The sequence below is a fragment of the Paenibacillus sp. XY044 genome (genome assembly GCF_002257645.1).
GTDB lineage: Bacteria > Bacillota > Bacilli > Paenibacillales > Paenibacillaceae > Paenibacillus_AQ.
On sequence record NZ_NQMO01000018.1, the window covers coordinates 35,561 to 48,882 of the forward strand.

General features: G+C 49.8%; 17 protein-coding genes and 1 pseudogene. 12 read left to right on the top strand and 6 right to left on the bottom strand.

The window, feature by feature from the left end; all coding sequences use genetic code 11:
• Positions 1-6: 6 nt before the first annotated feature.
• Positions 7-1,188, bottom strand: coding sequence for an FxLYD domain-containing protein (locus CJP46_RS35180; protein WP_094600237.1), 1,182 nt, complete (start codon positions 1,186-1,188; stop codon positions 7-9).
• 434 nt (positions 1,189-1,622) lie between these two features.
• Here CJP46_RS35180 and CJP46_RS35185 point away from each other — a divergent pair, with 434 nt between their 5' ends.
• The 4 genes from CJP46_RS35185 (at position 1,623) to CJP46_RS35200 (ending at position 4,362) form a co-directional block, all read left to right on the top strand.
• Positions 1,623-2,105 carry an SRPBCC family protein gene (locus CJP46_RS35185; protein ID WP_094600238.1) on the top strand — a complete coding sequence of 161 codons (483 nt, stop codon included), beginning with the start codon at positions 1,623-1,625 and terminating at the stop codon, positions 2,103-2,105.
• Positions 2,106-2,246: 141 nt separating this feature from the next.
• Positions 2,247-3,044, top strand: coding sequence for an alpha/beta fold hydrolase (locus CJP46_RS35190; RefSeq protein WP_094600239.1), 798 nt, complete (start codon positions 2,247-2,249; stop codon positions 3,042-3,044).
• A 32-nt stretch (positions 3,045-3,076) separates the two neighbouring features.
• Positions 3,077-3,532: a YdeI/OmpD-associated family protein gene (locus tag CJP46_RS35195; protein WP_094600240.1), complete on the top strand. Its 456-nt coding sequence runs from the start codon at positions 3,077-3,079 to the stop codon at positions 3,530-3,532.
• Between the two features lie 26 nt (positions 3,533-3,558).
• Positions 3,559-4,362 (top strand): class I SAM-dependent methyltransferase, encoded by an 804-nt coding sequence (locus CJP46_RS35200; protein ID WP_094600241.1) that lies wholly within the window; start codon positions 3,559-3,561, stop codon positions 4,360-4,362.
• 275 nt (positions 4,363-4,637) lie between these two features.
• Here CJP46_RS35200 and CJP46_RS35205 read toward each other — a convergent pair whose 3' ends face one another.
• Entirely contained in the window at positions 4,638-5,036 is a 399-nt protein-coding gene (locus CJP46_RS35205) for a VOC family protein (RefSeq protein WP_094600242.1), read from the bottom strand.
• A gap of 207 nt (positions 5,037-5,243) precedes the next feature.
• Here CJP46_RS35205 and CJP46_RS35210 point away from each other — a divergent pair, with 207 nt between their 5' ends.
• From CJP46_RS35210 to CJP46_RS35220, 3 genes are all read left to right on the top strand, one after another.
• Entirely contained in the window at positions 5,244-5,771 is a 528-nt protein-coding gene (locus tag CJP46_RS35210; RefSeq protein WP_094600243.1) for a GNAT family N-acetyltransferase, read from the top strand.
• Between the two features lie 201 nt (positions 5,772-5,972).
• The gene (locus tag CJP46_RS35215) at positions 5,973-6,668 is read left to right on the top strand and encodes a GNAT family N-acetyltransferase (protein ID WP_179281451.1); all 696 of its coding nucleotides are present in this window, start codon (positions 5,973-5,975) and stop codon (positions 6,666-6,668) included.
• A 57-nt stretch (positions 6,669-6,725) separates the two neighbouring features.
• Positions 6,726-7,712 carry an aminoglycoside phosphotransferase family protein gene (locus CJP46_RS35220; RefSeq protein ID WP_306431116.1) on the top strand — a complete coding sequence of 329 codons (987 nt, stop codon included), beginning with the start codon at positions 6,726-6,728 and terminating at the stop codon, positions 7,710-7,712.
• Between the two features lie 22 nt (positions 7,713-7,734).
• Here the strand turns inward: CJP46_RS35220 and CJP46_RS35225 are convergent, their stop codons facing one another.
• Both CJP46_RS35225 and CJP46_RS35230 read right to left on the bottom strand, forming a co-directional pair.
• The gene (locus CJP46_RS35225) at positions 7,735-8,223 is read right to left on the bottom strand and encodes a DoxX family protein (RefSeq protein ID WP_094600246.1); all 489 of its coding nucleotides are present in this window, start codon (positions 8,221-8,223) and stop codon (positions 7,735-7,737) included.
• Between the two features lie 72 nt (positions 8,224-8,295).
• Positions 8,296-8,754 carry a MarR family winged helix-turn-helix transcriptional regulator gene (locus CJP46_RS35230; RefSeq protein ID WP_094600247.1) on the bottom strand — a complete coding sequence of 153 codons (459 nt, stop codon included), beginning with the start codon at positions 8,752-8,754 and terminating at the stop codon, positions 8,296-8,298.
• Between the two features lie 70 nt (positions 8,755-8,824).
• Between CJP46_RS35230 and CJP46_RS36770 the strand changes: the two genes are divergently transcribed.
• Complete coding sequence (locus CJP46_RS36770; protein ID WP_094600248.1) at positions 8,825-9,070, top strand: YcxB family protein; 246 nt, start codon at positions 8,825-8,827, stop codon at positions 9,068-9,070.
• Between the two features lie 12 nt (positions 9,071-9,082).
• Here CJP46_RS36770 and CJP46_RS35240 read toward each other — a convergent pair whose 3' ends face one another.
• Positions 9,083-9,721 carry an NADPH-dependent F420 reductase gene (locus CJP46_RS35240; protein WP_094600249.1) on the bottom strand — a complete coding sequence of 213 codons (639 nt, stop codon included), beginning with the start codon at positions 9,719-9,721 and terminating at the stop codon, positions 9,083-9,085.
• 126 nt (positions 9,722-9,847) lie between these two features.
• Here CJP46_RS35240 and CJP46_RS35245 point away from each other — a divergent pair, with 126 nt between their 5' ends.
• Complete coding sequence (locus CJP46_RS35245; RefSeq protein ID WP_179281453.1) at positions 9,848-10,189, top strand: winged helix-turn-helix transcriptional regulator; 342 nt, start codon at positions 9,848-9,850, stop codon at positions 10,187-10,189.
• Between the two features lie 128 nt (positions 10,190-10,317).
• Here CJP46_RS35245 and CJP46_RS35250 read toward each other — a convergent pair whose 3' ends face one another.
• A complete protein-coding gene (locus CJP46_RS35250) occupies positions 10,318-11,046 on the bottom strand; it encodes a hypothetical protein (protein WP_094600251.1) in 729 nt (242 codons plus the stop codon).
• Positions 11,047-11,330: 284 nt separating this feature from the next.
• Here CJP46_RS35250 and CJP46_RS35255 point away from each other — a divergent pair, with 284 nt between their 5' ends.
• From CJP46_RS35255 to CJP46_RS35265, 3 genes and pseudogenes are all read left to right on the top strand, one after another.
• Complete coding sequence (locus CJP46_RS35255; RefSeq protein ID WP_179281454.1) at positions 11,331-11,867, top strand: DUF3995 domain-containing protein; 537 nt, start codon at positions 11,331-11,333, stop codon at positions 11,865-11,867.
• A gap of 146 nt (positions 11,868-12,013) precedes the next feature.
• Entirely contained in the window at positions 12,014-12,358 is a 345-nt protein-coding gene (locus tag CJP46_RS35260) for a DUF805 domain-containing protein (RefSeq protein WP_094600253.1), read from the top strand.
• A gap of 446 nt (positions 12,359-12,804) precedes the next feature.
• Positions 12,805-13,322: pseudogene (locus CJP46_RS35265) on the top strand (sugar ABC transporter permease); the annotation flags it as partial.

Genomic DNA, 13,322 nt, shown 5'->3' on the forward strand with positions numbered 1-13,322 from the left:
TGCCCCCTATTCCAAATACCAGGATGCGTTGTCAACCGAGACTTTCGCTTGTTCGTAGACCCCATAGTAGGACGTCGAAAAGCTCCCGGATTCCCCCGGCTCCAGCCTGAACGGCGAAATGTTGGCATAGACGTCGCCGATGTACGCACCGGAGGAGCTGCCGTAAATGTTGAGGTCAACGCTGACCGAATAGATGGGGCGAGTCGCGTTGTTCGTGACCATTCCTGAAATGGCCAGATCGCCGTAATCGTCAAGAACAGCCGTAACGCCGGATACGTCAACCGCAGCCGTCCGGTTGTTCAGGTCTTCTTCGGCGGCTTTCTGCTGGGCCAGCTGAATCCGCTTCGCTTCAGCCTCCTCGAACTCCTGCTTCGCTTCCGAGATCTGCTTCCGGTACGACGTCAGCTTCGGATTGTCCGCAGCGTAGGACAATCCGTTGTCTACGGCCTTCAGTGCTCCGGTAAAATCCTTCTTTCGCAGCTTTTCTTCCGCCGACGAATAACTGATTCCGGCGATTTTGTTAATAATCTGCGCTTTGACGGCCGCGGCCTCCTGACCGCTAAGGTCGCTGACCGTATCCAGCTTGTCGGCCAGCGCGTCAACCGTGGTCAGCCTGTCCAGCTGGCCTTTGATTCGGAGCACCGTCAGCATCACCTGATCTGCCGCCAGCGATTTCTGAAGCGGTTCGAACAGCGGCTCCTGCCGCTTGCCGATCATGTCCGCGACTTGCTTCAGCACTTTTTCCCCTTCATCCAGCTTCTTTGCTTTCAGTTGTGTCGAAGCGCCGTCCAGTTGGCTCTTGAGCTGAGCGGCCTTGGATGCAAGCTCCCGGTCCCGAGTCAGCGCAGCGAAGCGCGGCCGTTTCTCTTCGGCCCGTTCCAGCAGCTGGACGGCTTCCGAATACCGTCCGGCCAGCGCCTCTTTCTTTGCTTGCTGCTGGAGCGCCGTCACCTCCCGGTTCACCGACTGCTCATACTTGTAATAGAGCGTAAGACCCAGGCCAACCACTCCGGCAAGCAAAAAGGGGATGACCCATTGGAATCCTCGCCCGCTTCCTCCCTTGGACACGGCCGCTTGCTCTACCGGGCGCAAGTTCTCTCCCGGCTTGCCTGCTGCAGATTCCGGCAACCGGATTGTCTCGGTGCCCGCGGCTACCTCAAGAACGGCCCGCCGCACTTCTTCCGTCAATAATCTTGCTCCGCACTTCCCGCATACTTTCTGCTCCGGGGCACACTTTGCCCCGCACTGATGACAATACACCTTGCTCCCCCCAGCGTTCTTGTATCGATCCGGCCGCGATGATCGTAAACCGGCCCAAAAAAGATCTAGGTCTTTAATGAACAACGTGGTTCTATAGACCTAGATTGCTAGTTTTTACTATAGCATAATATGGATAAATCCGAGAAGGGGATTTTAATAACTTCGAATCATGCAGGCTTCTTCCAACTGCAGGGTTTCCGATTGTTTTTTTGGCTGGATCCGCTAAAAGCAATTCACGAGAAATGACAACCTGATTGATGTGCTAAGATTTGGATAGTAACAACCTTATGGACAGTTCCCATATGAACCTGGATATCGGTTAATCCATTAAATCTTGTGTTAGTAAAGGAGGTTTGATACGCATGACCAATCGATCGAGTAACCAGAGAATTGACTCCGCCTCGAGAACGATCAAGGCATCGCCGCAAACGATTTATAAGGCGTTCGTGGACCCGCAGGCTCTGGTGATGTGGCTTCCGCCAAAGGGGATGAAAGGCCGGATCTTTGAGTTCGACCCCCGGGCCGGTGGCACTTACCGGATGTCGCTGACCTATTTGGAGAAGAACGGCACAACGCAGGGGAAGACCTCGGAAGATACAGACATTGTCGAAGGAAGGTTTTTGGAACTCGTCCCGGACGAGCGTATTGTACAGGCCGTTGTATTCGAGTCAGATGATCCCGATTTTGCCGGAGAGATGATCATGACATGGACTTTAGCAGCCGATCCGGAAGGTACCGTGGTAACGATCGTTTGCGAAAACGTGCCCGCAGGGATCCGGAGAGAAGATCATGACGTTGGTTTAAGGTCCACCTTGGAGAATCTGGCATTATACACGGAAAAGTAGTTTGTTTCGTTAAACGAGTCAAAATCGGTTTGTTAATAAATTTATAGAAAAAATCCATAAAAAGATCGTGTATTTGTCGATTATGGTTAGCCGCGTTCGTTGTAATGGTAGAGGACAAAATGAAGCAAGGAGGTCTGCCTTATGAGTACGGTGACTTCGAAAGACGGCACGAGCATTGCTTACGACAAGCTTGGAAGCGGCCCGCCGCTCCTGCTGGTCGATGGCGCGCTGTGCAGTCGGTTAAATGGCCCGAGCAGTGCCTTGGCGGCTGCATTGCAGCAGGATTTTACCGTGTATACCTATGACCGTAGAGGGCGTGGCGAAAGTGGAAATCATACTATTTATGGAGTTGATCGCGAGATTGAGGACCTTTCTGCTTTGATTGAAGAAGCAGGAGGGGATGTATTTGTATACGGCATATCCTCGGGCGCAGCGCTTGCCCTTGAAGCGGCAAACAAACTTTCGTCGATAAAAAAACTGGTGTTGTACGAAGCGCCTTTTGTTACGGACGACAGTCGTGAAGCTGTGCCGGATGAATATGCAGCACAAATGGATGAACTGATTAGAGCCAATCGCCGAGGCGCAGCAGTCAAGCTGTTTATGAGAAAAGGAGTCGGACTGCCGGCCCCGGTCGTGGCCATGATGCCGATGATGCCTGCCTGGTCTAAGCTTAAGTCGGTCGCCCATACGCTTCCTTATGACACCACGCTGACGATCGGGCAGCAGAAAGGGCGTAAGGATACGCTGAAACGATGGTCGAGCGTCTCTGTTCCCACGCTTGTTGCCGTTGGCGGCAAGAGCCCGGAATGGATGCGGAATTCCATGAAGGAGCTTGCACAGGTTTTGTCGAATGCAACCCATCAAGTGCTTCCCGGCCAAACTCATATCGTGAAACCGGCCGCTTTGGTGCCTGCATTGGTCGACTACTTGAAGGGATGAAAAAATTCAATTCATTTTGAGGAGGTTGCGATATGGTAACATTTACTGCCGACCTGCAGCTGCACGGAAAGACCGCAACAGGTATTGAGGTGCCGGAGGAAGTTGTCAGAAGCTTAGGCTCTGGAAAAAAACCTGCGGTTCGTGTTACGATTCGGGGATACGCGTACCGGACTACGATTGGAGTAATGGGCGGGCGATTCATGATTCCGGTCAGCACGGAGCATCGGAAGAAAGCGAAGATTGCCGCGGGCGACAAACTGGAGGTTCAGTTGGAGCTGGATACGGAACCGCGTGAACTTGTCGTGCCGGACGATTTCTTGTCGGCATTGTCGCATAACGGGTTGGCGAAGTCTGCTTTTGAGAGCATGTCTTACAGTAATCGACGGCGCCTTGTTTTGGGCATTGAGGATGCCAAGACACCGGAAACCAGACAGCGGCGAATAGAAAAAGCTTTGAACGAGTTAAATGATTCCCAAAGTAAAAAGTGACAGAAGCAGCGTATAAGGAGGCAACCATGAACGCTAGACACGATTATAAAGAATTGCGCCAATCCTTTGAGCAAGCGGCAGACCTGTATCAGCAGGCGCGACCGGAATATCCGGAAGCCTTGCTGGACGATCTGGTTCAGGCGGCTGATTTGCATCCCGGAGATCGTTTGCTGGAAATCGGTTGTGCGACAGGAAAGGCAACCCTCCCGTTAGCCAAACGTGGATTCAAGATGACGTGCGTGGAACTTGGTGCCGATCTTGCCGACGCTGCCCGCCGAAACCTTGCCGGAATGGACGCTGAGATTATAACGGGGAGCTTCGAAGAGTGGCAGCCTGAAGCGGAAAAAAGATTCGATCTGGTATTTGCCGCCACCGCTTGGAACTGGATTGATCCGAAGGTTCGATATTCCAAGGCGTGGCAGGTCCTTCAGCCCGGCGGACACTTGGCATTTTGGAACGCCACCCACGTGTTTCCAGACGATGGTGACCCGTTCTTCCGTGAAATCCAAGACGTATACGATGAACTGGGCGAGGGTAAACCGAAAGACACCGACTGGCCAAGGCCGGGGGAATTGCAGGAGCAGCGGGATGAGATAGAGAAGAGCGGCTTGTTTGAGGTCGTTCACGTTCGACATTTTGACTGGGAGCGCATCTATCATGTTGAAGAGTATATTAACCTTCTGAAAACCTTCTCCGGCCATATTCTTATGGAAGAATGGAAGCGCGATCAGCTCTTCAGCGAGATCCGGGTTCGCCTGAACAGCCGTCCGGACCCATCGGTTCGCCGCCATTGGGGCGCTGTTCTCCATGTGGCCCGGCGTAAAGATTGAAATGGGGGTTAAGCTGACGACGGATGGGTTCAATGACAAAGCTCCAATCGGCAGAGAGATCTTTATTTTGCCGATTGGAGCTTATCGTTTGTTATGATTTTTCGGGGTGACAGGCTGTATTGCTTAAGTCCGGATTCGCAAGGATTTCGTAATAATTGTTTATTTTGTAATCCATCATCCTTTGCGTTTCCAGTAATCGGTCAATCTCGTTCTGAATCCTATCTTTGTGTTTGGAGCTCACTTTGGCTCGCCTCCTGATCATTTACGGAGACATATCATTCATGAATCTTCATAGCCGGCTGATACAGTTCTAAATGTTCTCCGTCCGGTCCCTTAAAGAAAATGAATCTTGTCCCATCACCCGCAGTTATAATTTCCTCACGAAGAAAGGTTACCCCAAGCTCCGCCAGACGAAAGGCTTCCTTATCAATATCATCCACCGTAAATGCAATGTGATTGACGGTTCCTTCGCTCGGTAGTCCTGAATGCGCTCTTTCAACCAGTTCGATGATGCAGGCCATATCCTCAGGAAAACCTAAAAATCCCAGTCGTGTGTCCGAATTGGGTTGACGTATTTCTTTTAGCTCCATGCCGAGAACTTTGCCGTAAAACGCAGCACTTTCATCGATGCTGTTCATCACAATACCTACATGTTCCAGCTTTTGAATTCCCATGATTCTCACGCTCCTAAAGGTACAATGTATTTGCTGAGGATCATGATATAACTTTGAATATACTCCAAGTCAACAAGAGATTCCGGATGACACACCGTCCCGCAAGACGATTGTCTTTTAGACGAGGATAGTTTGGTTATAGCCGTTCAATACCTTAGTCGTATGGTAAAATTATCAAGTATGAATGCAAGCCAATGGAGGACACCCATGTGGAATTATAGGAGTTTAGGTTATGAGGACGCTGAGCTCATTAACGGCATGGACGCGTCACAATTTATCAAAAATGCATGGCGGGAAGTCGCAGGAAAGCGACAATTGGTCGAGATCAATTACCATGACAAGGATTGGCCGAACGGCTATCCCTATCATTTGGAACATCTAAGGGAAACAATACGGTCTGGTGGCGAGGCCATTGGGGCATTCGATGAGAATGATAACCTAGTGGGTTTTGCCGCAATCAATCGGGACGTATTCGGTGACAGGTATAGGTATGTATTATTGGATCAATTATTCATTACGTTAGAACAGAGAGGTAAAGGTAACGGAAAGAAGCTGTTCTCGATCGCGGCCCATCAGGCGAGGGAGTGGGGAGCCGAAAAATTGTATATCTGTGCAGGTTCATCCGAAGAAACGATTGCCTTTTATCATGCGATGGGATGCCGGGAAGCAGCCGAAGTTAACCGGACGTTACTGGAGAACGATCCAAGGGATGTACAGTTGGAGTTCGTTTTATAATTTGATTTTAAAAAAGGGGGAGGACAATTGCCTTCATATGAGTTGGTGCAAGCGGATCCCCGGATCTATTCGAAGTATTTCGCGACGTACAGGCCGAATATATGGTTCCGCCCCAGTTGGGCGTCCATTCAAAATATGATGGAAACCGCAAACGACGTGTACTGGATTACACGAAACGGGGAGCGGCTGGCAGGCGTTACCTTGCTGGATCACACGATAGGTTCTCTTTTTACGGTTCCACCCCATCCATTTACGGGGGAAATGGCTGAATTTCTCCAGGAACAGGTTTTGCGGACTGCTGCAGATCATCCATCGATTCATGCTGACAATGTCCTGTCTGAACATTTGGGGATTTTTAAAGCAATGGGATTTCAAGAAACCGTCACGAGAAGCTGCATGATGCGTCCCACCGAAAAGGTCCTGTCCCCTGCTCCGGTGGGATTTTACCCTGTGCCTATTACCGCGGAATTTCTGCCAAAAGTGGTTTCGGTCATGCAGGAAGCTTACCGGTCAGGGACCGACGAAAGGAACCTCGATACCTATGTGCGGGATACGGCATATTTTTTTGAAAATAATCAAGAACCGCATCTTCTTGGCGCGTCATCCGTCATTTTGAATGCAGATTCGCATGAACCAGTCGGCGTATGTCTTGTTTCACTTTGGGAAGGCCTGCCATTGATTTATGAAGTCGCCGTCTTGCCGGCGTACCGCAGCCGGGGATTGGGAAAATATATGATCTGCAGGGCAATCAGCCATTTGGAGCCGTTCTATCCTGCAATCCGGTTGTTCGTGACCTCAGGAAACCCCGCGGAGAGATTATATGAAAAGCTTGGTTTTCTTTCCGGAGGAAGTTATTCGACCTTGGTTTTGAAAAAAGATCAGGCGATAGCACGATAATTCCCGGGAATAATCACCCCATAGAGGAGCTGTGCATACATGCTTGAGAGAACGAAGATGTCCGAATTTCACAAATTGTGCCATGCGCTGAAGCTAGGCGAATTACGATCCGCCCCTGTACCCGTTACCGGAGGTTTGCTTCACAAAATGTACGCGATGCAAACCACGACTGGCAAATATGCGGTGAAGGTGTTGAATCCGCAGATTATGGCCAGGTCAGCAGCAAGAGAGAACTATATGGCATCCGAACGAATTGCGAATTACGCGGTAAAAATCATTCCTGCTCTCCCTGCCAAGAAGTTTGGCGGGAAGTCGCTGCAGCGATTAGGGGAGCATTTTTATCTCGTTTTCGATTGGGTGGAGATGATAAGCCTCAAGCATGATGAAATAGACATGGCACACTGCGAAAAAATGGGGGACATTCTGGCCAAGCTGCATCGAATCGACTTTTCCATTTTAGGCATCGAAGTTCCACTGCTCTCCAAGCCGGCCCCAACAGATTGGGGATTTTATTTGGAGAAAGGACAAGAAAGCAATGCCGAGTGGACCGATCAGCTGCTTGAAAGCATTGAACATTTACATATTTGGAATGCGGCCGCCATTGAATCGGTGAACAGCCTTTCTTCTGAACAAGTGATAACCCATGGGGATTTGGACCCGAAAAATGTCCTGTGGTCTGATCATGAGCCCCTGCTGATTGATTGGGAATCCTCCGGTTATAAAAATCCGGCGCTGGATGTACTGGAAACCGCAGTTTATTGGTCCGAAAATGGGTTGGGTGAGATACAGAGGGAGAAATTCGCAGCTTTTATACAGGGCTATAAAACAGGTCAGGGTCGCATTCGATCCGATTGGAGCCTGGTCTTGGCTGGTGGATTGTTGTCCAAACTGGAATGGCTGGAATATAGTCTAAAGCGGTCTTTGTGGATCGAATGTACGGACGAAGAAGAACAGAAGACCGGTACTGAACAAGCTTCGAGAACCCTGGATGCCATACAGCAATATGCAGAATCCATCCCACAGATGGAAGAATGGCTCAAGTAGCTGAGCGGAATGAGCTTTTGTTTTACCTGGATGCTCCGAACTTTCCACCATGTTTCCGTACGGATCGATGACGGAGGTAATACCTCCAGATTGCAAGGCTCACGGACAGAAACAGGATCTGCATGAGGGTACGGGGGATCAGTTCGTCCTCAGGATGGGTATAGAGGCCGTTCAACGCTATGTACAGATTGGCAGGGAACATGACGATCAGCAAAAGCGACAGCCCGCAAGATGCCCAAAGGACAGTAGGCCGCCACAATAAACCTAGGGCTCCGGCCCATTCCAGCACACCGGTGATCGTCACGATGAGTCCGGGATAGGGCAGGGCTGGCGGAACCATACCGATGAGCTCCGTGCGAAGATAAACGAAGTGAACCGTCCCGGTCAGCATGAACATCGCTGCAAGACCACCGCGGAGCGCAACCGGCCATGGGCGCAGTCGCTGTACCCCGGCAGCACCGGCAATAAAAATAACAACCGTGACGGCAATCAACACAATTAAGGGCTCCATAACATAACCTCCCAAATGATGATTCATTATTGTGTATAGGTACTAAACACTTTGCTCAAAAAAATTTAGCGGCTAATCATGAGATATTCGCTCTTCCAGCTTCGTTAAGAATTCTCTGATCCATCGCGCCTGCTCGTCAGGAGCATCTCCTAATACTTCCACGACCATATGTTTGAATTGGTTCTGATACTCCAAGTGGCGGGCATAGGCAATTTCGCCTTTAGAAGTGACCTTGAGCATTAACCTGGACTGATTGCGGGCATCTTTTTCTTTGCGCACCAGCCCTTTCTGCTCGAGCTTCTTCAATACTTGGGATATAGCCCCTTTCGTTACGCCGCAGCGTTCAGCCAGCGCTGTAATATGAATGCCCTCATGTTCCCTGATTTCAGCAAGCGTATAAATCTCGGAATGAAATAACGGTTCTTCTACCCCATAATCCCTGATTTTACGGTCTTGTTTTCCAAACGCTTGGAATACGTCCAGAAGGTGACTCCCGATGTTTTCTTTTGTAAGTTTCTCATTGTTCATCATGGAAAAAGTGTATAGTATCTAAACACTGTTGTCAAAGACTTTTTTAAGGCATAATCAGCTGCAGCTTCTTATGCTGCTGGGCGAGCATACGATCACATTGGCGGATGAAGGTATCATTGAGAGTACGTCTGTGAATGAAAGTATACACAAGTGGGGCGGGATCAGAGACATTGAGAACAATGAAGATTATATTTTCATTTTCCTGAACCAGACGATGGCGCATATCATTCCCAAAAGGGCTTTTCCGAGCACCGAAACCGCTGCTGTTTTCCTGAAAGAGGCGCAAACCAGGTGGGAAGCCCAGCGGACTGCGTAACATAAAGATCCGTTAATGTGTCAGCAGGGCGAATGCCGCTCCTGGAGATTGCAGTTGAATTTCGCTGATGACGCAGGCAAGCATAATGGATTCCTGCAGACGGCTTTGGCTGATACTGCCCAAGTCGACAACCGTTGACCATCCGAGATCTTTTAATATGGCTCTGACTTGCTCCTTGGATTCCGGGTCGTTGCCGGACATAAACATGACCGGTGAGCCTTCGTCAAAATGAGGGTGAACCATGATTTGATCGCTAATGATATTGAGCGTCTTTACTACATAACTGCCCGGAAGCAGCTGTTGGACGATTTCCCCTGTAGACGATCCGTTAAGAAGCAAACGCGGCCCGTTGTCAAAGTGTACGGCATTGCTGACGTCGATGACGGTTTTGTTGTTTAGATGGACAGGGCCAATGGTTTCCAGCACGTCCTGCAAACCGTCCCAAGGAAGCGCCAGAATGATCGTTTCGCCAAACCGGGCGGCTTCATGAAAAGAAACCATTTTCACCGAATCGCCGGCCTCTTGCTTCCAGGCTGCATGTTTCGGATGATCGGGTTCCCGGCCGCTCACGACAACGGAGTATCCCGACATCGCTAATCCTTTACCTAACGCTTTACCTACATGTCTGGATCCCAAAATTCCAATTTTCATTCTATTCCTCTCCCCTCACCAGGATTATAGGCTTGGGTCAATGCCGGGAACAATAAGGCACTTTTTTGTATCCAGACATTTGCTTACAGCATGGTGTATAATGTTGGAAAAAAACGGGGTGATCCAATGCCTGTACAGCTAAATGAGTGTCCGGTCGAGGTTGTAATATCCAGCTTAAGCGGGAGGTGGAAAATCCCGATATACCGGTATTTGTACAACAACAACCAGCCCGTGCGTTATAGCGCATTGCTGCGGCATCTGCCTTCCATTTCCAAAAAAGTACTGACGGAACAGCTCCGCGAGCTTGAGCGTGACGGCATCGTCGAACGGAAATCGTACCCGGAGCCCCGGCCCAAAGTGGAATATACACTGACTTCGACGGGGCGATCCATGATTGGATTCCTGGATAAGATCAGCGAGTGGGGCATGAAGCACATGCTATCCCAAAAAGAAGCCCAGAAAAGCTGACTTGGATCTGCCTGGATAACAATAAAAAATATGCCGCCAAATGCCAAGAAATCGCTGTGCTAGTAGCAGAGCGATTTCTTGCACATATACTAAAATAATCTTGGAGTCTTGCAGTGGGAGTAGGTTGTTTAGGCCGACGCCAATTTTTCAATAACAATCGAAGCGCTCACCGTAGGCGTTCCCCCGCCTATGCTTCCTTGCAGTGTTTGTGTACCCGTATTATCGATCCGGTTCAAAGTCAAGGTACCTCCCGCCGTTAACTCCGCTACGACTTGACCCTGATAAGGGTTATTGCCTGCACCGGAGCCGTAGTTACTGCAATGAACCAGCGTGGCAGGCAGCGGTCCGGCGGCATCCGGATCGAAGAACAGGCCGAATGCGCTGTTTCCGGCAGTCGGGAATACTTCCCAGCTGATGTTATAGAAACCGGTTTCCAGGATATTGACGCTGGAAGGGCTGGTGAAGGAAGTGGCCGTTCCGACAATGGTGGAGTCATTAAAAGTGACGGCGCCTCCTTGGCCTCCAGGAGTGGGGGCTGCGGCAACGGTTTGATCGACCGTGCTGCACAAGAACGCAAACGAGGCGATGCCTCCGGCAGGACCGGCAGGACCTTGCGGACCTTGTGGACCTTGTGCACCGGCAGGGCCTTGCGGACCGGCGGGACCTTGTGCACCAGCAGGACCTTGCGGGCCTTGCGGGCCTTGCGGACCTTGCGGACCGGCCGGAGCATTTACAATAACTTCCGGGGGAGGACAGTTTACCTTTACGACTTTTTTAATGACGCGGACGCGGCGTTTCTTATTTTTATGATGGCGAACAACAACTTTACGTTTGAAACACTTTCTTGAACAATCCAATGATAAGCACCTCCTGTCGATTTGACTACAGAATATGGGTCTACTTCACATTTGGCATGGACTGATAACTATCATTTGCTAGACTAACGGCTATCTTTCGCGAAAACAGGCTCCTGCGGGGATTTTCCTTGGGACAAGCAGGTTGCCTGCCAATAGATAAGAATAAATCATAGACTTGATTCCATGATTCGATATCTTCAGAAGGCGATATAACGCTGACAAATCAGCAAAAATGGAGAATGATAGATAGCAGAGACAGCAGATGAATGCGGGTGAATAAATGCTTGCTTAGCTCAATGAGTGCCCGGCACTTAGGTAGGAGTGCATTGATTACTAATGAAAAGGCGGGGAGGGTAATGATCCAGAGTAAAAGAATATATATCTGCGCGGGGTTCATCTGGTGTCTCCTGTTTGCGATCATGAGCTTTTACTGGGCAGGCGGAGGCATGATTGGCGTAAAGACATTAGGAGGGTTTATCTATCATCAAGCCATAGAAAGGGAAGCGTCGTTCATTGCTATGGTTTGGTTTACTGGATTCGTGAAATTGTGCGGGGGCTTATTTTTGCTGCTGCTCCTAAGGCGTTGGTCCAGCATCACGAACCGGATTTTATATTTTCTAGCGCTACTGGCGGGGATCTTGCTGTTCATATACGGCCTGGCAAACGTGGTTTCCCTTATTTGTGCTGGCCTGGGGCTGCTGTTCCTGCAAATTGACGATTTTGCTTTCAAGTGGAGGCTCTATTTTTGGGAGCCCTTTTGGATGGTAGGAGGAGCGTTGTTTATCCTTGCTGCATTCAAGTTTAAACGGGAAGTCAAATGATGATCTGATCCTTTGTACAGCATTCAGTTTCTAGAAGCCGGCCGCTTTTTTTATTTCTGAATCTCATGGAAAAATCTGATGGTATATGCTGCGTTTAATTTCATGCTAAACTCAATCGGTTATGATAACGATGGGAGAAGTTTAGGATGGAATGGTATCTGAAGGCATTAAAAAATTACACGGGATTTCAGGGGAGGGCAACCAAAAAAGAATATTGGATGTTTATGCTGTATGAAGGAATTATCTACCTTATGCTTTCCGTCGTCGAGGAAATCGTGGGGCTGTCTTACATATTAACCGGAATCTATTTCGTATTCACCTTCTTGCCGTCTCTAGTGGTTGCATGCCGGAGACTTCATGATACCGGAAGAAGCGGTTGGTGGAACTTGATCATCCTTGTCCCGATCGTAGGCATCATTATTTTTGTCGTGCAGACCTCTCGGGAAAGTCAGGCAACGAATAACCCATATGGCCCCAAACCCGTGATGTAATTTCTGGGAAAGGCCAACGGGACATGAGGTAGAAATCACACGAGGAAGGCTGCCGGCCGAATAGGCCGGGAGTCTTTTTTGTTCGGCATTCTTCACCGCTAATACATGCGCAGCTTTGTGGAGAGGTTTGAATCCGAGCACAGCAGATCGGAAGGATTAGGGGGAAGATCCCTGTTCGTATGGGCTTTGCCGCTCGGTTGGTCAATTTTGATATGCCGCCCACATCCCGCCGGATCGCTCAAAAATGACACATTGTCCGGTTGTCCAAACCGCTTGTCATCAGCCCCCAGGCACCTTGTCACCGGGGGTTAGCGGCAGTCCCCAAAATGACATATTTACGAGCACCGCTCCCTCGGCTATCGTAAAAATGTAAGCGTTAGCACACCTGACATGCTGTGATAACGATAGGTGGAGCAAAAACCATTTTATCAGGAAGGGGTGATCCTATGCAGGAAACCAACACGGCGTTTGCCGGCCGCCCGGCGGCGGTCATGCCGACAAAGAGAAAAGGCAAAGGTTTATGGAAGCGCATTATTCAGAACTGGGAGCTGTACCTGTTTATCGCACCAGCCTTTTTCTACTTTCTTATTTTCTGTTACGGGCCGATGTACGGCATCCAAATCGCGTTCAAAAACTTCATCCCGACGAAAGGAATCACGGGAAGCCCGTGGGTCGGCTTCGACCACTTCGTCCGCTTCTTTCATTCCTACTACTTCTGGGATCTGCTCTGGAACACACTGAGCATCAGCTTGTACTCACTGGCCATCGGGTTTCCGATCCCGATCATTCTGGCGCTGGCGTTTAACGAGGTCAGAAACGGCTTCTTCAAGAAGCTGTCCCAGACAGTGACGTACGCCCCGCACTTTATTTCCATGGTCGTCATGGCGGGGATGATCATCACGTTCCTCTCGCCGTCGACAGGGATCGTCACCCACATGATCGAGGGGCTGGGCCTGAAAGCGCC